Source organism: Photorhabdus bodei, from assembly GCF_003287735.1.
Taxonomy (GTDB): Bacteria; Pseudomonadota; Gammaproteobacteria; order Enterobacterales; family Enterobacteriaceae; genus Photorhabdus; species Photorhabdus kayaii.
In genome coordinates this window covers 138005-156080 of the sequence record NZ_NSCM01000003.1, presented here as the reverse complement: position 1 = coordinate 156080, position 18076 = coordinate 138005, and the positions used below count along the sequence as shown (strand labels likewise).

Annotated in this window: 20 protein-coding genes and 1 pseudogene; 5 read left to right on the top strand and 16 right to left on the bottom strand. The window is 39.5% G+C overall.

What is annotated here, in order from left to right:
• Positions 1–56 precede the first annotated feature (56 nt).
• A complete protein-coding gene (locus CKY02_RS04140; protein ID WP_112894328.1) occupies positions 57–1880 on the bottom strand; it encodes an IucA/IucC family protein in 1824 nt (607 codons plus the stop codon).
• A gap of 448 nt (positions 1881–2328) precedes the next feature.
• On the opposite strand from CKY02_RS04140, the gene recQ reads away from it, so the two are divergent.
• The 4 genes from recQ (at position 2329) to tnpA (ending at position 6652) form a co-directional block, all read left to right on the top strand.
• Positions 2329–4155, top strand: a complete 1827-nt coding sequence (gene recQ / locus CKY02_RS04135) for an ATP-dependent DNA helicase RecQ (protein ID WP_112894327.1) — start codon at positions 2329–2331, stop codon at positions 4153–4155.
• 14 nt (positions 4156–4169) lie between these two features.
• Entirely contained in the window at positions 4170–5168 is a 999-nt protein-coding gene (pldB, locus tag CKY02_RS04130; protein ID WP_112894326.1) for a lysophospholipase L2, read from the top strand.
• A gap of 27 nt (positions 5169–5195) precedes the next feature.
• Positions 5196–5996, top strand: coding sequence for a sugar/pyridoxal phosphate phosphatase YigL (gene yigL / locus CKY02_RS04125; protein ID WP_112894325.1), 801 nt, complete (start codon positions 5196–5198; stop codon positions 5994–5996).
• 200 nt (positions 5997–6196) lie between these two features.
• Positions 6197–6652: an IS200/IS605-like element ISPlu5 family transposase gene (gene tnpA, locus CKY02_RS04120; RefSeq protein WP_112894324.1), complete on the top strand. Its 456-nt coding sequence runs from the start codon at positions 6197–6199 to the stop codon at positions 6650–6652.
• 198 nt (positions 6653–6850) lie between these two features.
• On the opposite strand, the pseudogene CKY02_RS04115 reads toward tnpA, so the two are convergent.
• From CKY02_RS04115 to ati1, 3 genes and pseudogenes are all read right to left on the bottom strand, one after another.
• A pseudogene (locus CKY02_RS04115) lies at positions 6851–7144 on the bottom strand (IS1-like element transposase); the annotation flags it as partial.
• A 180-nt stretch (positions 7145–7324) separates the two neighbouring features.
• A complete protein-coding gene (locus tag CKY02_RS04110) occupies positions 7325–8818 on the bottom strand; it encodes a VPA0450 family T3SS effector inositol phosphatase (RefSeq protein ID WP_011148686.1) in 1494 nt (497 codons plus the stop codon).
• A 42-nt stretch (positions 8819–8860) separates the two neighbouring features.
• Positions 8861–9310 carry an Ati1 family type III secretion system chaperone gene (gene ati1, locus CKY02_RS04105; RefSeq protein ID WP_112894323.1) on the bottom strand — a complete coding sequence of 150 codons (450 nt, stop codon included), beginning with the start codon at positions 9308–9310 and terminating at the stop codon, positions 8861–8863.
• Between the two features lie 387 nt (positions 9311–9697).
• On the opposite strand from ati1, the gene CKY02_RS04100 reads away from it, so the two are divergent.
• Positions 9698–10795: a transposase gene (locus tag CKY02_RS04100; protein WP_112894322.1), complete on the top strand. Its 1098-nt coding sequence runs from the start codon at positions 9698–9700 to the stop codon at positions 10793–10795.
• A gap of 51 nt (positions 10796–10846) precedes the next feature.
• Here CKY02_RS04100 and CKY02_RS04095 read toward each other — a convergent pair whose 3' ends face one another.
• The 12 genes from CKY02_RS04095 to CKY02_RS04035 all read right to left on the bottom strand — a co-directional run bounded on the left by CKY02_RS04095 (position 10847) and on the right by CKY02_RS04035 (position 18075).
• The gene (locus CKY02_RS04095; RefSeq protein WP_112894321.1) at positions 10847–11602 is read right to left on the bottom strand and encodes an immunity 52 family protein; all 756 of its coding nucleotides are present in this window, start codon (positions 11600–11602) and stop codon (positions 10847–10849) included.
• Positions 11603–11764: 162 nt separating this feature from the next.
• The gene (locus CKY02_RS25505; protein WP_238399122.1) at positions 11765–11941 is read right to left on the bottom strand and encodes a PAAR domain-containing protein; all 177 of its coding nucleotides are present in this window, start codon (positions 11939–11941) and stop codon (positions 11765–11767) included.
• A gap of 2 nt (positions 11942–11943) precedes the next feature.
• Positions 11944–12666, bottom strand: coding sequence for an immunity 52 family protein (locus tag CKY02_RS04085; RefSeq protein WP_112894320.1), 723 nt, complete (start codon positions 12664–12666; stop codon positions 11944–11946).
• Positions 12667–12732: 66 nt separating this feature from the next.
• A complete protein-coding gene (locus CKY02_RS04075; protein WP_112894319.1) occupies positions 12733–13467 on the bottom strand; it encodes an immunity 52 family protein in 735 nt (244 codons plus the stop codon).
• A gap of 27 nt (positions 13468–13494) precedes the next feature.
• Positions 13495–14121 carry a restriction endonuclease fold toxin 5 domain-containing protein gene (locus CKY02_RS04070; RefSeq protein ID WP_112894318.1) on the bottom strand — a complete coding sequence of 209 codons (627 nt, stop codon included), beginning with the start codon at positions 14119–14121 and terminating at the stop codon, positions 13495–13497.
• A 165-nt stretch (positions 14122–14286) separates the two neighbouring features.
• Positions 14287–14550 (bottom strand): PAAR domain-containing protein, encoded by a 264-nt coding sequence (locus CKY02_RS04065; RefSeq protein ID WP_112894317.1) that lies wholly within the window; start codon positions 14548–14550, stop codon positions 14287–14289.
• A 2-nt stretch (positions 14551–14552) separates the two neighbouring features.
• Positions 14553–15281, bottom strand: coding sequence for an immunity 52 family protein (locus CKY02_RS04060; RefSeq protein WP_112894316.1), 729 nt, complete (start codon positions 15279–15281; stop codon positions 14553–14555).
• A 35-nt stretch (positions 15282–15316) separates the two neighbouring features.
• Positions 15317–15943: a restriction endonuclease fold toxin 5 domain-containing protein gene (locus CKY02_RS04055; RefSeq protein WP_112894315.1), complete on the bottom strand. Its 627-nt coding sequence runs from the start codon at positions 15941–15943 to the stop codon at positions 15317–15319.
• 164 nt (positions 15944–16107) lie between these two features.
• Entirely contained in the window at positions 16108–16371 is a 264-nt protein-coding gene (locus CKY02_RS04050) for a PAAR domain-containing protein (protein ID WP_112894314.1), read from the bottom strand.
• Positions 16372–16373: 2 nt separating this feature from the next.
• A complete protein-coding gene (locus tag CKY02_RS04045; RefSeq protein ID WP_112894313.1) occupies positions 16374–17099 on the bottom strand; it encodes an immunity 52 family protein in 726 nt (241 codons plus the stop codon).
• Between the two features lie 27 nt (positions 17100–17126).
• The gene (locus tag CKY02_RS04040) at positions 17127–17729 is read right to left on the bottom strand and encodes a restriction endonuclease fold toxin 5 domain-containing protein (protein ID WP_112894312.1); all 603 of its coding nucleotides are present in this window, start codon (positions 17727–17729) and stop codon (positions 17127–17129) included.
• Between the two features lies 1 nt (position 17730).
• A complete protein-coding gene (locus tag CKY02_RS04035) occupies positions 17731–18075 on the bottom strand; it encodes a hypothetical protein (protein WP_112894311.1) in 345 nt (114 codons plus the stop codon).
• Position 18076 lies beyond the last annotated feature (1 nt).

The following is an 18076-nucleotide window of genomic DNA, read 5'->3' as shown; positions in this document are numbered from 1 at the left end:
TTGCCGTCGCGATGCATCTTGAAATCCATAGGGTATATCTATGTTGATATTTTTATTTATTGCTGCTCTGCCTGACGAAAAGTAACCGAGTATTCATGGCGTAAAGCGTATAGTGGATTCACTAAAGTTCCGGCGAATTTGAGATTCTTTTCACGGTCGTCAAGATCGATCATCTGCTGATTATTCGCCATTTGCAGACGATTCAGGCAAGTACGAACAAATTCCTGCTTAAACAGATCGAACTTGCGGAATTTCTCAATCTGATGCAGATGTTGTGACTGATAATTATGGACACAGCGTGCAACCAGTAACCAGAAACGCTCTTCGGGTAGATTAAGATCTTTTTGCAACAGCGGAATTAGGTAGCGGAAGAAACAATCGAAAATATCAAGGAAGATGTAGTTAATTTTCATGTCGTCTTCGATAGTGACGTGCAGGAAATTAATCTCTTCAGGCAGTTGAAGATCACCATTCAAAATAGCAACTTCTTCACCAATATCTTTCATCAACATTTTTGTCGGGCTGTTATTATCCAATACCAACATCAGGTTTTCGCCGTGTGGCATAAATACCAGATCATAGGTGAAGAAAGAGCGCAGTAATGGCGAGAGGTAAGCATCGAGATAACGTGACACCCACTCTTCTGCGCTTAAACCAGAACACTTTACCAAAGCTGCGACGACGGAATGACCTTGATAATCGACATGCAGCAACGAAGCCATTGTCATCAGGCGCTGGTTATCCTGCAACAGCGTCATTGGGCTTTCGCGCCACAGTGCTGACAACATTTTCTTATGTGGGCTGTCTTTCTTAATGGCTGACTCAAAGTAGTTATTGAAATAACCGAGAGCGGCACGTTCCCGTAATACGGTAAAACCCTTCTGTTGGAAGAAACTGTCATTATGGACTAAGTTACTGAGCCATTCGTTGACTGATGGGGTTGTGACCATGCTGTGTGGATCGAGCCCGCGCATAAAGCCCATGTTCAACACGGAGAGGGCAGTCTTAACGTAGTTCTTCTTCGGTTGAGTAATATTGAAGAAAGTACGGATAGATTGCTGTGCGAGGTAGCGATCATGACCTTCGCCAAGATAAACAATATTGTTATTGGCAATATCTGCCGCAAAGCTGATGGCAATACGGTGCTGCCACTGCCAGGGATGGAGAGGCATCAGATAATAATCTGATGGGCATAATCCCAACATATTAAGATGGCGTTCAAATTGGGCTGGCAGGTATTTCCCTAGCTCTTCTTCTATTAATTGTTGGTATGAGAGATCGGATAATGACGAGAAAATAGCTTTATTCTTATGAACCGCAATCCAGATTAAAGTCACGGGGCTAGCGCTTTCAGGCGCATAACGCTGATAATCATCGGCATCAAAACCAATTCGGCCATTATTGGCGATAAAGACTGGATGGCCTTCACTCATTGTCGTTTCAACGACTTGATAATCGGCATAAGCTAAATCTTGGGCTGTAAGTCGGTTGTACTGATATTTAAAAGCGTGACCGTAGAGCGTACTGGATATCTCGTCGAGATAAATCGGCAGCATTTTTTCCGGGATTTCCAACAGCGGATGCAACTCAATAATCAGTTGAATAGCATCAAGTGGTTGAGATTGATTATCCCTGAATTTGGTTACGGAAGCGGCATCAATATCAATATGATCGAGCTGATAAGTTTCCGCTTGAAAATGGTATTGGTAGTCACCTATTGTCAGAGAATACTGCTGCTGTCCATGATAGGTAGGATTAATTAATTTTTCGTGATATAGCTCACGTAATATTTTTGTCACCAGATGGCGATTGGCATGGAGCCAGTTCTCTGCGTTGAGGTGCAGAGTGTGATTATCGGAGTTAATATGCAGTGAACTCATGGTGATAACAATCCCTATTCATAATCAAAAATCCTATCCAATATAGTCGTTGTACACTGGAAACAAATCGGTACGCTTAATTCTGAAATTTTCGAATATAAGCATCCTTTTCCAGGTATTCATTCCGGTTCTCTTAGACAGGTGACTTTTGGGGTATTCAATTTTGATAACATTAATACAAATTATTATCATTAACAACTGTGTAAGTGTAAGGATTTACTCTATTTTTGCTTAAATAGCAGTCAAAAATGTGGCGTTATGGCGCTGCGTTGGGATGAGTAAGATGAATTGGGGGAGAATTTTTGATCGGCTGTAACCTTCAATTAAACCCGCTTTTATACTGAGATGATGTTCAATGACATGCTGTAATTATTTCCAGAGTGAGATAGCATAATGCCCAGGCGTTTTGAAAAGCGTCTGTGATTTTTTAATATGGTTGAGGAAAAGTGTGTCTACCGCAGAGGTCATTAATACGATATCACTGACAGAGCAGGTATTGCGGGAAACCTTTGGTTATTTGCAATTCCGGCCTGGTCAGCAACAAGTTATCAATACCATTCTTGAGGGGCGTGATTGTTTAGTCATTATGCCGACTGGTGGCGGTAAATCATTGTGTTACCAAATTCCGGCGCTGGTACAGGAAGGGGTAACTTTGGTTGTTTCGCCGTTGATCTCTTTAATGAAAGATCAGGTGGATCAACTGCGGGCAAATGGCGTTGCGGCGGATTGCTTGAATTCAACTCAGGTCCGCGAACAGCAGATTGATGTGATCCGGCGTTGCCGTCAGGGCATGATTAAATTGCTGTATATCGCCCCTGAGCGTTTGATGATGGATAACTTCCTTGAGCAACTTCTGGAATGGCAACCAGCAATGCTGGCTGTGGATGAAGCTCACTGTATTTCACAGTGGGGCCATGATTTCCGACCAGAATATCGGGCGTTGGGGCAGCTCAGGCAACGCTTTCCGACATTACCTGTCATTGCGTTGACGGCCACCGCAGATGAAACGACTCGCAATGATATTGTCCGACTACTGAATCTTAATAATCCACTTATCCATATCAGCAGTTTTGACCGCCCCAATATTCGTTATACCTTGATAGAAAAATACAAACCATTGGATCAACTGTGGTTATTTATTCGCGGTCAAAAAGGTAAAAGCGGTATTGTTTACTGTAATAGCCGTAGCAAAGTTGAAGAGATATCAGAGCGTTTACAAAAACGTGGCTTGAGTGTTGCGCCATACCATGCCGGGTTGGATAACAGCCAGCGTGCGCGGGTGCAGGATGCATTTCAGCGTGATGATTTGCAGGTTGTAGTGGCAACCGTAGCATTTGGTATGGGAATTAATAAACCCAATGTTCGGTTTGTGGTTCATTTTAATATTCCACGTAATATCGAATCCTATTATCAGGAGACCGGGCGTGCCGGGCGTGATGGTCTGCCGGCGGAAGCGGTGCTGTTTTATGATCCTGCTGATATGGTATGGCTTCGCCGTTGTCTGGAAGAGAAAGAGGTGGGCACACAGCAGGATATTGAGCGGCATAAGCTCAATGCAATGGGGGCTTTTGCCGAAGCGCAAACTTGCCGCCGTCTGGTGTTATTGAACTATTTTGGTGAAAGCAAACAAACCCCTTGCGGTAACTGTGATATCTGTCTTGATCCACCAAAAAATTATGATGGCTTGGTGGATGCCCAAAAAGCGCTTTCTTGTATTTACCGGGTTGGGCAGCGCTTTGGTATTGGTTATATTGTTGAAGTGCTTAGAGGCGCGAATAATCAGCGTATCCGTGATATGAGACATGATCATTTGCCGGTTTATGGTATCGGTAAAGATCAAAGTCAGGAACACTGGGTGAGTGTATTGCGGCAGCTTATTCATTTAGGCTTTATCAGTCAAAACATTGCCAATTATTCTGCATTACAATTAACGGAAGCTGCGCGTCCGATATTGCGTGGTGAAGTTTCGCTAAAACTGGCTGTTCCACGAATACAGAATCTGAAAGGGCGTAATCAGCAAAGTAAATCGTATAGTGGTAATTATGATCGCAAACTATTTGCCAAGCTACGTAAATTACGGAAATCTATTGCTGACGAAGAAAATATCCCTCCTTTTGTTGTATTTAACGATGTCACGCTGATTGAAATGGCAGAGCAATGCCCGGTAACGGAGGGTGAAATGTTATTAATCAACGGGGTAGGGCAACGGAAACTTGAACGTTTTGGTAATGTCTTTATGGCCTTAATACGTGAACATCTAGAGGAGTTTGGATAGTCAGAGGGCAACTTATGACGCCAGAAATGTTGAAAGAAAGTTGGCTCAATCGTGAGATGCAGTTTTCTGCTTTTGCCAACGGGCCTTTATTAGATTTTTGGCAAGCCAGGGAAGAGTGTGAATTTATTGGTGTCGATAATGTACTGATACGTTATGTCCGTTTTTGTGCAACGATAAAAAATTATAGAGCGGTTGTTATCTTTCCTGGCCGTAGTGAAAGTTATGTTAAATACTCGGAAGTAGCATTTGATTTTTATCACCTTGGCTACGACATTTTTATTATTGATCATCGTGGACAGGGGCGATCCGGCAGGATGCTTGCAGATCCACAAAAAGGGCATGTAGAAAAATTTGATGATTATATTGATGACGTTGAAATATTAATAGAAAGAGAAATTCTTCCTCGTCATTATTCTCACTGTTATGCGTTAGCTCATTCAATGGGGGCGGCAATATTAGGGGGATTTTTATTACGTCACGGCCAGGTATTTGATGCAGCAGCCCTTTGTGCTCCTATGTTTGGTATTCACTTTCCTATGCCACGTTGGTTGGCAACTTTCCTGGTAAATCGGGCTGAAAAGCGGCCAGATATGCGCAACCATTATGCGGTACTAACTGGGAAATGGCGTCCGTTGCCTTATTTGATAAACCTTCTGACACACAGTTATGAACGTTATAGCCGTTACCTCCGTTATTACGCGGATAATCCGGAATTACGCATAGGTGGCCCAACATATCACTGGATGAGGGAAAGTATCTGGATTGGCGATATGCTGATAGAAAAAGCCGGAGAAATTGAGACACCGCTGATGGTCTTGGAAGCCAGTGAGGATAAAGTCATTAATAATCAGAAAATACGGGCTTTTTGTGAATTACGTAGGAGAGAGAGGGCTTTCATTGAAGAGCCGTTACTGTTAATTATTCAGGGGGCGCATCATGAAATCCTATTTGAAAAAGATAAATTACGTAGCCAGGCACTCAACGCCATTTGTGATTTTTTTGACCAGAATTGACTCAATTAAATGATAGGAACGATAACTATGTATCACATTGTTGCTTCAGATTTAGATGGCACTTTGCTGTCTCCTGATCACAAATTAACTTCTTACACCAAGGAAACCCTTAATTTACTGACCAATAAAGGCATTCATTTTATTTTTGCTACTGGTCGTCATCATGTAGATGTTGCGCAAATCCGAGATGTTCTTGGTATTGATGCCTATATGATTACTTCCAATGGCGCTCGGGTACACAATGCTGTAGGTGAACTGGTTTTCAGTCACAATGTTGAGCCTGAGATTGTGCATGACTTGTGTCTAATGGAGTTTGATAACGCTGATATTCTGACGAATTATTATTGCCATAATCACTGGTATATGAACCGTGAATGCCCTGAGCAGAAAGAATTTTTTCAGGAATCCGTGTTTCATTATCAACTTTTTGAGCGTGACAACTTCAAAACCGATGATGTATGCAAAGTTTATTTTACCTGCGAAGATCATGATCTATTGGTTGTGTTGGAAGAGAAAATCAAAACGCGTTGGGGCGATAGAGTCAATGTGAGTTTCTCGTTGCGCAATTGCCTGGAAGTGATGGCGGGTGGGGTGTCGAAAGGTCATGCACTTGAGCGGGTAGCCCAATCTATGGGTTATAAACTGAGTGATTGTATTGCTTTTGGTGATGGCATGAATGACTTTGAAATGCTGACGGTAGCAGGTAAGGGCTGCATTATGCAGGATGCTCACCAGCGTTTGAAAGATATCTTGCCGGATATGGAAGTGATTGGCTCAAACGCTGATGATGCGGTTCCCCACTATTTGTGCGAAATGTATCGGGTTTAATTTATTATCCACGGTAATTGCAGCGCTATTGGCGCTGTCAGATTATTATGGCTTTAGCCAGTTTAAGTAGCGTCAGCTTCTTAAACATAAAACCCCCCACTATGCGGGTGGAAATCAAGGGTTATACCAAGAAAAACACCTTTCCGTTACGATATAGATGTTCAAGCTAATATACGTAACTCAAATAAGGAAAGGTGTTTATGGGAATTAAAGCACAAAGCTCAGCACATACAAAGTGGCTGTGCAAATACCACATCGTCTTTTCGCCGAAATACAGACGAAAAGTCATTTTTACCCGTATCCGTTCGAGGATAGGTGAGATTTTACGAGACCTTTGTAAGTATAAAGGAGTAGAAATCATCGAAGGGCATCTCATGCCAGATCACGTCCATATACTGGTGAGTATCCCACCTAAAATAAGTGTTTCAAGTTTTATGGGATATCTAAAAGGTAAAAGCGCATTGATGATATTTGATAAGCACGCCAATTTAAAATACAAGTTTGGCAATAGGAAGTTTTGGTCAGAAGGATACTACGTGAGTACGGTAGGGCTAAATGAAGCCACAATCCGAAAATACATCAGAGAGCAAGAAAAGTCAGATTTAATGCAGGATAAGTTAAGTACACGAGAGCATGAAGACCCCTTCAAGGGGTAAGCCAAAGAAGCAAAGATACTTAGCTTGAACGAAGAGAAAGGGCGTCATTTAGGCGCAGTCGGTAATATGCCCTTATAGGGCTAGAGCAAACCACCCGCTATGCGGGTGGTTATGATTTGCTGTTTGATGTATGTTATTCATAGAAATTTTATCGCTCAAAGCTGCTCGTAAAATCTTCATTCCAATCGGTAGTTACTTGCCTTGGTGCGATTTTTTTAGGGCGCGCAGGACGGTGTTAATGCCAATCTTGAGGACACGAGCGGTGTCACGGACACCCGAGCCGTTGAACGCTATATCGACAATCTTCTCTTTGACGCCAGGTTTGCGAGCTTCATAGGTGTAGGTGAGCTGAAAAACATGGGGACAGGCTGGGCAACGATAGCGAACGTGACCGGCAGGGGTCTTACCGTGGCGATATGCGCGGTCGGAGTGGCAACGAGGACAGTGAACGGTGATGGATGCTATGAAGTGCTGAGTCTCAAAAGCACCCATCATACCGCTTCAACCGATCGGAGGCATCACCCGATTAAGGTAGAATCGCCTTCGTTATGTTCGAGCTGATTAGTATGCCAATTTTTCAATTTAGCATACTTTTTTCGGGATAAACGCCCTTTCAAAAACTGACCACTCTTTGCTTTTAATATCTAACAGAGAGCAATTGTTAGATTGCTATTAGAGGTTGGCAACGAATTGTTTATTAAATTCAGCATTCACTTTATCACTGAGAAGTTCGTACTTTTCACTCAATGCAATTTGCTGCGTTTGTAGTTGAGCTGGGTTTTTAACAAGATCAGATGCGTGAAGTTGACCCATCTCTTCCATAAAGCCGCTAGTTAACTGACTGAAGAGTGCATCTTTACCGATAATAAAACTCGAAAAGTTCTCTTTTACGAACTCTTGTTCATTGGGACTTAAGCTTTCTAAACCCAGACGTGCCTGGTTAGCGGAAGTGACATCGTCAAACGTCGCGTTAGCTGGATCAGTACCAGGCTTTAGGTACGCCGCGTCATTTTTGAAGTCACCAGCATTTTGAGTCATCGCGTTTTCTATGAGTTTTTGAGAGAAACTTCTTACCTCAAACGTAGACTGCACTGGTTTGTGGTCACTGACATTCACAAATCCATCAGTGATCACACTGGTTTCATGGTTCTGTAAGTTACCCGTTTTGTTGGTTAAACCAGTATTATCGAGCTCACCGAAATCAGGGCGATCTCGACCTTCTTTCTGTTTAATATTGCCAGTGTGCTTATCAAGCTGCATGTAAGTATGGCTATCGAGTGGTTTGAACTTAAAGCCATGTTTTGCTAAATGCGTATCATCGTGTGCAATTGGGTCGTACAACACATCAGAGCCTTCAGCAACACGCTTCTCACGTTCATTGAGATCGCCGGTGATCAGAACCTCTTCATTCGGTTTGATCCCCTCCATCAACTTGTTTCCTTCGAATTCACGCTTTACTTCTTTGTTAGAATCCAAGTGCGCGGAAATCACGTTTAAAGCTTGGCCATTGATCTCTAAAGCGGTTTTCACCCCGCCTTTGTTACCAGTGATACCCATGAAGAATGCCATGTTTCGTCCACCGATACCGTGACGATACTCAGACTCTTTTTTCACGTTAATATCGACGCCATCTTTAGCAAAAACAGACATAGAAGTATAACTAACACCTTCACCAAGACCTTTGGTCATTACTTTCATTTTGTTTTGGCTAAGGAGGTTCATGCCATCGAGTTCTAGGTCGTTAGCAAGCAATTTAGACTCTTGTTCAGCAAACAAGACCACATCATAATCACCTTTTTGGATCAGATTCTGGAAGTAGTTCTTAGTCTCTTCCGGCATCTTTTGGTTAGCCTGGTTGTAGGTTAATGTTAAGACCTTAACGTTGCCGCTGTTCTCTTTTTTGTGCAGCTGTTGGTTCATCAGATTCAGTTTTAAATCACTGTTTTTCGATGAATCTGTATTGCTAAAGAAGCGGTTAAAAAAGCTGCGATTCTCTTTTTGTTTTAGGCTAACTTCACCATCACTGTTTTTAGTAACGCGGTATTCTTTACCAAATACAGAGCCAAACTTAACCGTATCACCTTCTTTCGCATTGGTTTTGATATTTTGAATATCCGCGAAGTCTAAACTACCTCTGTGCTGACTATTAATTTGAATTGTTGACATAAATTAACCTCATATTATAAATAGGGGTGTTCGCTGCAGGGATTAAATAAAAATCCCGACAGGTAGTTTTTCTGGGATCGTTTCTGCGTTATTCGTTTGTTCAATAAAATGGTGCCATTGCTCCATTTTTTCTAACAGTTGCTGAAAGATGTTTTGCACATAATTTTGAGGCTTATTTGATAGAGAAATAATCTTATAAATCGTTAATCTACGGCTATCAGGCATTAAGCCAATACCAAAGCCACCTCTAAAAGGTTCTAGCGCGTGTTCACCGATCGTGACTGCAATCGCTTCTGGAAGAGGCGTTGGTAATTCAACTGGACTGGTCAGAGATATGTGTAAATTAATGGTTGTTTCATTCTTAAATATGGTTAAGAAAAGCGCCTCACCATGGTCATTAGTATCGAATGATAACTCACATTGAAATAATCCATTTTCATCGAAATCGGCACCGTTACCTAAAAATCTGATACTTTCCTGATAGATATCCATTGTGTTCCTTCTATATATTATTTTTTGATGGTTATTCTTCTTAGTAAGAAGGATTATAAAGACGAGGGAATTGTATGATATTAAGTACAGGCGGATTTTTTTATTCTTCCATATGAAAGGTTAAATCTATGGTCACCCTCGTTTTTGCAACACTAATTTTGATGAATTTTGAGCTTGCTTAAATCTATCCGGCGTCACTATAGGCAAGGATGTCCGCGCCTCGATGAGTTCCGCGCCTGATGTTCCTAAAAAACCACTCGGCTTTAATAAGCCATCTTCATAAACAGGATCTTTAGCGGCAACCTGTTATTTTAGATAGAAAAAAGGCTTTATTTATGATCTGATAATTGTCGCCAAACAAAATACAGAGATCAGAGAATAAAGCCGATGACAATTATCTCCACAAAACCTCAGTTAATGCAATTCTTCAGTGACACTTTTCTTGAAAAAACGGCCCGCAGATGTGGCTTTATGGAGCGGTTCAGAAATATTGGGCCACAGCCTCTGGTTCTCAGTTTGATAGCCGCGTTGAGCAAAGGAAACTGCACTTCCATCGCTGACTTGCACCGGCAGTTTAACGGCATGTGCCTGAGTGAAAAACACACTGTCGCCTATAAACCCTTCCATAATCAGTTGCGTAAAAGCACCTTCGCCGATTTTATGAAGACACTGGTGACATTCGCCATGGTTCAATTGATTGAAAACGTTCTGCCGCCCTTACCCAAAAAATTTGAGCAGTTTGACGATATCCTCTTGCAGGATGGCGGCTCATTCAACGTTCATCCCGATTTAGCGGGGGTTTTCCCCTGCCGCTTCAGCTCATTGAAGGCAGCGGTTGAGTGCCATATGACCCTGTCTTTGTTCAGCCAATCGCTTAATCCCCTGATTGTCAGTGCCCGTAATGGACAGGGGCGACAATTACCGACACTGGCGGGCAAAAAACTCAGGGACATCAGCCGCAAAAATAACCGCGATGAGGTACTGGATTTCACCTGTCGGCGTGGCCGATTCGAATTTCGGGTCATCCGGCGTTGGTTCGCGCAGGAAAAGCGCTTCTGTTTTTGGCTCACCAACCTGCCGCCATCCGACTTTACCGCAGATGACATCATGGCGCTCTATCGCTGTCGCTGGCAGGTCGAACTGCTGTTCAAGGAATTAAAATCCCACACCAACCGGACAGGCTTTGCGACCGGTCAGAAAGCGATAGCGGAAGGACTCATCTGGGCAAGTCTGCTGGCGTTGATAGTCCGGCGCAGTCTGGCGAGACGGTTTTTGCCTTCAGTCTCCTTTCTCAAGGCAGCCAAGAATGTTGATGTCTGGTTGTTGCCGATATTGGGCGCGATTATTCATCATGCCGGGTCGGAAATAGAACACCATCTGGATTGGGCCCTGAAATATCTCTCCAAAAACGCGTTGAAGTTGCCTCAAAGAAAATCCGATAAAGACAATACGTTGGAGGGTATTGTCGAGAGGCTTAATGCTTAAGGTTCAGTGTATGAGGTCGTTTTAATCGGATAGCTGCTTTGCTTGCTATATTTATATCTCTGTTATCAGAGGTAATATTTGTAAATCCCGCAAGCAGATTTCAATATCATTGGCTTTATTAATATGCTCTTGGTTTTCTATGTCAAAGATATCTTTTGTTGTAATAATCAATGAGCCTTTTTTGTCATTTTTATCAGAAATAGATATTATTTCTTCTGCCATTGGGACTAAAGTCGGGTCTATTTCTATTGGCAAATAGAGCATCCAGCCAGCACTTAGGTGGTCTGGAAAAACTTGTTTTTGATTTAATCTATAGCCTCTAGTATCTGTCATAATAATTGGAGAATATCTATGAGAAACCAAATGTTTAATAAAATCGATAAAGTTTTTAAGGTTGAATTTTTCTTTTTTAAGTGCAAGATTAATAGATATATTAGTTTTCCCCAATCTATTAGGGTTAGAATGAATATCATCTTGGCCAATATATGTAATATTATTTTCTAATTTTCCACTTTCAGAATTATCAATTATAGGATTATCAAATAGTGACACTATAATAGATCTTCCGTCACCCTCATAAATTTCCCTGAATTCTTTTAAAGCATATTCAGTAATGCCATTTTCATTAAATACGTTATTTTTTCTAATTTCTTCTTCACTATACCCAGGTAAATGCCAACCACTTGAATTATTACTGAGGTTATTAATGTGATTCATTAACTGATACGTATCGGCCAATGCTAATTCCGGTGTGATGGCTTCTCTAAGATCATAAAATAGTTTTATTCTTGGGTGTATAATGAACATATTTCAATTCTCCTATAAATTATTCTGGTTATTAAGACATCATAGTATTAAAAGTTTTAATATTGAGATATGGAATAAAAGCCTCTGTAAAATATGAATAAGATACAGGTTGTAGAAAATGCCAGTGAGAGAGACGCTGGCGCAAGAAGTGATAATGGCATATCAATTTCTCCTTTTCAATAAATTATCCATAACCCGCAAATAATCATGGTATTTTTCTCGGCTCTCTGTTTTACCGGATTCAGGCACGCCTTGATACACGCAATCATCAATGGCGGTAATAACTTTACCACCATGATCGGTTAGGTCGTTTAAACGGATTACGGCTCTGTCTGTCATATTTATAACTCTGTCATCAATGGTAGTATTTGTAGATCCCGCAAGCAGATTTCAATATCATTGGCTTTATTAATATGCTCTTGGTTTGCTATGTCAAAGATATCTTTTGTCGTGATAATCAATGAGCCTTTTTTGTCATTTTTATCAGAAATAGATATTATTTCTTCTGCCATTGGAACTAAAGTCGGGTCTATTTCTATTGGTAAATAGAGTATCCAGCCAGCACTTAAACGATCTGGGAAGACCTGTTTTCTTTTTATTCTATATGTATTGTTTTCTACCATAATGTAAGGTGCACTATGAGTAGAAATCAGAAAATTAATAAAGTTGACTAATCGTGATAGCTGAAATTCATTTTCTTCGATAGATATATGAAAATCTATTTGGGTTTGTCCTAACCTATCTCGACGATAATTCATATAACAAATTGAACATGAATGGTCATCATCTTCGCCATCCCAAATCCCTTTAATAATTATAGGATTTTCTTCTGTATAATCTTCTTCAAACTCTTTTATTGCTTCTTTTGTTGCCCCTTTCTGATCAAAAGCAATATGTTGTAAAGATTCTTGACGAGTATCTCCTGGTAAATACCAAGTTTTATGGCGTCCAAAAAATATATTTACTTGTTGTGTAATTCTATATAAATCAGTAAGAACTATTGTTGGTGTTAATGGTTCTTTCCAATCTGTATATAATTTCATATTTAATGATAATGTAGTCATTTATTTTTACCCTTGCTTAAATATTAGTTAGGTCGTTTAATCGGATAACTTCTTTGCTTGCCATAGTTATATCTCTGTTATCAGAGGTAATATTTGTAGATCCCTCAAGCAGATTTCAATATCATTGGCTTTATTAATGTGCTCTTGGTTTTCTATGTCAAAAATATCTTTTGTCGTGATAATCAATGAGCCTTTTTTGTCATTTTTATCAGAAATAGATATTATTTCTTCTGCCATTGTAACTAAAGTCGGATCTATTTCAATTGGTAAGTAGAGCATCCAACCGGCATAAACCCTATCTGGAAAAACTTGTTTTTGTTTTAACGAGTAACCTCTTGTATCTACTAAAATAAATGGAGAGTTCCGAAGCGATATTGAATTTTTTAAAAGCTCAATAATATCTTGAAAATTAAATTTATCTTTATCTAAATTGATGCTTATAGATATATTAGTTTTACCTAATCTAACAGGATTAACATGGATTTTATCTTCACCCATATATAGAATACTGTTGTTGTTCTCATCTACTCCATCAGATAATGATTTCACAATAAATCCAGAGTTTTTATCATAAGTTTCTTTAAAATCCTCTATAGCATATTTAGTAGGTCCATTTTCATCAAATGCATTATTTTTTAATCTTTCTTCTTGAGTATAACCAGGCAAATACCAACCACTTTTTCTAGTTGTTAACTTATTTATCTTGCATGTAATTTGATATAAATCAAGTAATGCATTTTCAGGAGTTAAAGCCTCATTTGAGTCATGAAATAATTTTATTCTTGAAAAGATTATTGACATTTTTAACTCTCCTTTTTGTGCGAATGATTAAAGTTTAGTGTTAAATACCGTAATGTTAGGAAACATAGAAAATGCCGTAAGAAAGTATTCATAAGATATTGGCTCTAGAAAGTGCCAATGGGATTTTGGAATATTATCTAATGTCTCGCACACTAAATTCTGCCTTCTAGCCTGATAAATCATACTGTCATGCCCAGACATATCTCCTTTTAGTTTTACATCTTTATAGAAATTTTTAGGCTCTCCATTTTTAAAAAACTGGTCATATTTAGCTTTGGCCTCAAGAAATAAGCATTGTGCAGGTTTCCAGCCATCAAAATTGGTATCCATGCATAACCAAGTTTCAATGATGTTTAATTCAGGGTTGTATATTGTCCCGGCAATTTTTGTTTGGTAGGTAATGGTTGTTTCTGAATACGATGTGGTTTTTTCCCAAACCATCGTAACGTTGCCAATTGCCGGACATTTCTCACATTCGGTACGGGACGAAGCGATTGTTTGTGTATCCGCTTTTGCTTTGTCTTGTTCACCTTCTTTATCTTTAGTGCTTTCCATCACACCAACGGCGGCTAATCCCGCTGTACAAGCAGCCAGTGTCCATTCAGCAGCAGCTAAAAGAGCGGGAGCTGCTGGCGCAAGAAGTGGTAATGGCATATCAATTTCTCCTTTTCAATAAATGATCCAATGACCCACAAATAATCACGGTATTTTTCTCGGCTCTCTATTTTACCGGATTCATGCATTAGCCCGGTAAAACGGAGAAGACAAGCGCAGCGTCGTTAGTGCTGCCTTAAATAGGCCAAAGTGATTATTGTCTCATTAAGCGAGAAAATTTTTCTGGCTGGCAATTAGTTTTGCACCACATGCCGTATGCATACCTTCTAATGCGACAGGTTTTCCCTGATGCTTTAAGTCATCACTTCCTTCCACAATAGGGAAAATCCCTTTGCATTTAGGACAGTTTACTAAATCACCTTTAGTGGCAACAGGTACGCCTTGATACACGTAATTATCAATGGCGGTAATGACTTTACCACCATGATCGGTTAGGTCGTTTAATCGGATTACGGCTTTGTTTGTCATATTTATAACTCTGTCATCAATGGTAATATTTGTAGATCCCGCAAGCAGATTTCAATATCATTGGCTTTATTGATATGCTTCTGGTTTTCGATGTCAAAAATATCTTTTGTCGTAATAATCAATGAGCCTTTTTTGTCATTTTTATCAGAAATAGATATTATTTCTTCTGCCATTGGAACTAAAGTCGGATCTATTTCTATTGGTAAATAGAGCATCCAGCCGGCATAAACCCTATCTGGAAAGACTTGTTTTTGTTTTAGCGAATATCCTCTGGCATCCATCATGATTATTGGAGAGTAATGGTTGCTAACTAAAGAAGCTACGAAATCAATATACTTAGAATGATTGAATTTTTCTTTTTCGAAACTAAGATCAATACCTACATCTGTTTTTCCTAGCCTATTATCATAATCTCGGCTTGAATACATGATTCTATTTTTTAACTTTACATCACCTGGAACATCAAATAATGTTTTTATGATAGATTTAAAATTCTCATCATAACTTTCTTTGAATTGATTTATGGCATATTCAGTAATACCATTTCCATCAAAAACGTTATTTTCTTTTATTTCGTCTAGATCATATCCTGGTAGATGCCATCTACTTGAGCTATTAGATACCTTATTTATTTGTTGCATGATGCAGTATGTGTCATCCAATGCTAATTCCGGTGTTATCTTCTCTTTTAAATCATAAAACATTTCTATTCTAGCGTGTATTATGTTCATTTTTTTAATCCTAATTTTAAAATAAATATCCACATTTAAGGTGTATTAAATGTTTTAATGTTAATAAATTTAACAAAAGCCTTGGTAAAATATCCGTAAGATATTGGTTGCAGAAAATGCCAATGTGATTTAGGAATATTTTTTAATGAAGCGCATGCATTATTTTGTCTTTCTGCTTGCCACATCATGCTTTCAAGCCCGGTCTTATCTGTTGGTTTTTTCTTAAATTCAGCATAAAACCACTTGGGTAACCCGTCTTCAAAAAACTGATCATACAGAGCCTTAGCCTCAAGAAATAAGCATTGTGCAGGTTTCCAACCATCAAAATTGGTATCCATGCATAACCAAGTTTCAATTAGGTTTAATTCAGGGTTGTATATCGTCCCGGCAATTTTTGTTTGGTAGGCAATGGTTATTTCTGAATACGATGTGGTTTTTTCCCAAACCATCGTAACGTTGCCAATTGCTGGACATTTCTCACATTCGGTACGGGACGAAGCGATTGTTTGTGTATCCGCTTTTGCTTTGTCTTGTTCACCTTCTTTATCTTTAGTGCTTTCCATCACACCAACGGCGGCTAATCCCGCTGCACAAGCAGCCAGTGTCCATTCAGCAGCAGCTAAAAGAGCGGGAGCTGCTGGCGCAAGAAGTGGTAATGGCATATCAATTTCTCCTTTTCAATAAATTATCTATAACCCGCCAATAATCATGGTATTTTTCTCGGCTCTCTGTTTTACCGGATTAATGTATTAGCCCGGTAAAACGGAGAAGGCAAGCGCAGCGTCGTCAGTGCTGCCTTAAATAGGCCAAAGTGATTGTTGTCTCATTAAGTGAGAAAATCTTTCTGGCTGGCAATCAGTTTTGCGCCACAGGCTGTTTGCATACCTTCCAATGCAATAGGTTTTCCCTGATGCTTTAAGTCATTACTACCTTCCACAATAGGGAAAACCCCTTTGCACTTAGGGCAGTTTACTAAATCACCTTTAGCAGCAATAGGCACGCCTTGATACACGCAATCATCAATGGCGGTAATAACTTTACCACCATGATCGGTTGTGTCGTTTAATCGGATTACGGCTCTATTTGTCATATTTATAACTCTGTCATCAATGGTAGTATTTGTAAATCCCGTAAACATATTTCAATATCATTGGATTTATTGATATGCTCCTGGTTTTCAATATCAAAAATATCTTTTGTCGTAATAATCAATGAGCCTTTTTTGTCATTTTTATCAGAAATAGATATTATTTCTTCTGCCATTGGAACTAAAGCTGGGTCTATTTCTATTGGTAAATAGAGCATCCAGCCAGCACTTAAACGGTCTGGGAAGACTTGTTTTCTTTTTATTCTATAATTATCAGTTTCTACCATAATATAAGGTGAGTTATGGCTAAAAACCAGAAACTTGATAAAATCAATCAACTTAAGAAAGCGAAACTCTTTTTCTTTAATGGATATATTAATCTCTATTTTTGTTTGGCCTTGTCTTTCAACATGATAATTAAAGTAACTAATTGAACATGCTTGCCCATCCTCGCCTCCATCCCAGACTCCTGATATAACCGTAGGATCTTCTTCTGTATAATTTTCTTTAAAGTCGTTTATACATTCGTCTGTTATTCCTTTCTTATCAAAAGCTACCCGAGTTAATGCTTCTTCGCGGCTATTTCCGCCTAAGTACCATATTTTAGAGTATCCAAAGAAGATATCTTCTAATTGTTTTACGATTTTATAGGTATCATTAACTGCAATGTCTGGAGTTAATGGATTTTTCCAATCTGTATATATTTCTATATCTAAAGATAAAATAGTCATTCATTTTTCCTATTAGAAATTATTCGGTTAGTAAGGGGTATGAAATACTTTAATATTGGGATAAATAGATAATTTTTCTAAATAATAGGCATAGCTTATAGGTTGCATAAAATGCCAATGAGAATTTGGTATACTGTTTAATGAAGTACACACCCATTGTTGTCTTTTTCCTTGTTTTTGCATTGAGTAGTTGGACGATTTCCACCAAGGTTTGGGTTTACCTTTTTCAAAAAACTGATCATATTTAGCTTTGGCCTCAAGAAATAAGCATTGTGCAGGTTTCCAACCATCAAAATTTGTATCCATGCATAACCAAGTTTCAATTATGTTTAATTCAGGGTTGTATATCGTCCCGGCAATTTTCGTTTGATAAGCAATTGTTATTTCTGAATACGATGTGGTTTTTTCCCAAACCATCATTACTTTCCCAATAGCCGGACATTTCTCACATTCGGTACGGGACGAAGCAATTGTTTTTGTATCCGCTTTTGCCTTGTCTTGCTCACCTTCTTTATCTTTGGTGCTTTCCATCACACCAACGGCGGCTAATCCCGCTGCACAAGCAGCCAGTGTCCATTCAGCAGCAGCTAAAAGAGCGGGAGCCGCTGGCGCAAGGAGTGGTAATGGCATATTAATTTCTCCTTTTTAATAAATTATCCATAACCCGCAAATAATCACGGTATTGTTGTTCCGGGCTATCCCCGGCGTTCAACATATTCTGGATTGCTGGCGAGCCGTGAAAATCACGGTTAAACGCAACGAAATATAAATAAGAGCGGATCAATGCTTCATCCTTGAACCCCACCTCAACCAAATCCAGATAAGCTTTCTTTAATCGTTCGTGTAGGCTGTGTTCGCTTTCATTTTCGACTAATTCACTGTGTTCAGCCAGAATACGTTGTCGGATCTGGGTCACATAAGCCTCATCTTCCGCATCAATAAATTTAGCGACCTGCTCCTTGCTGAGTTTTATCATC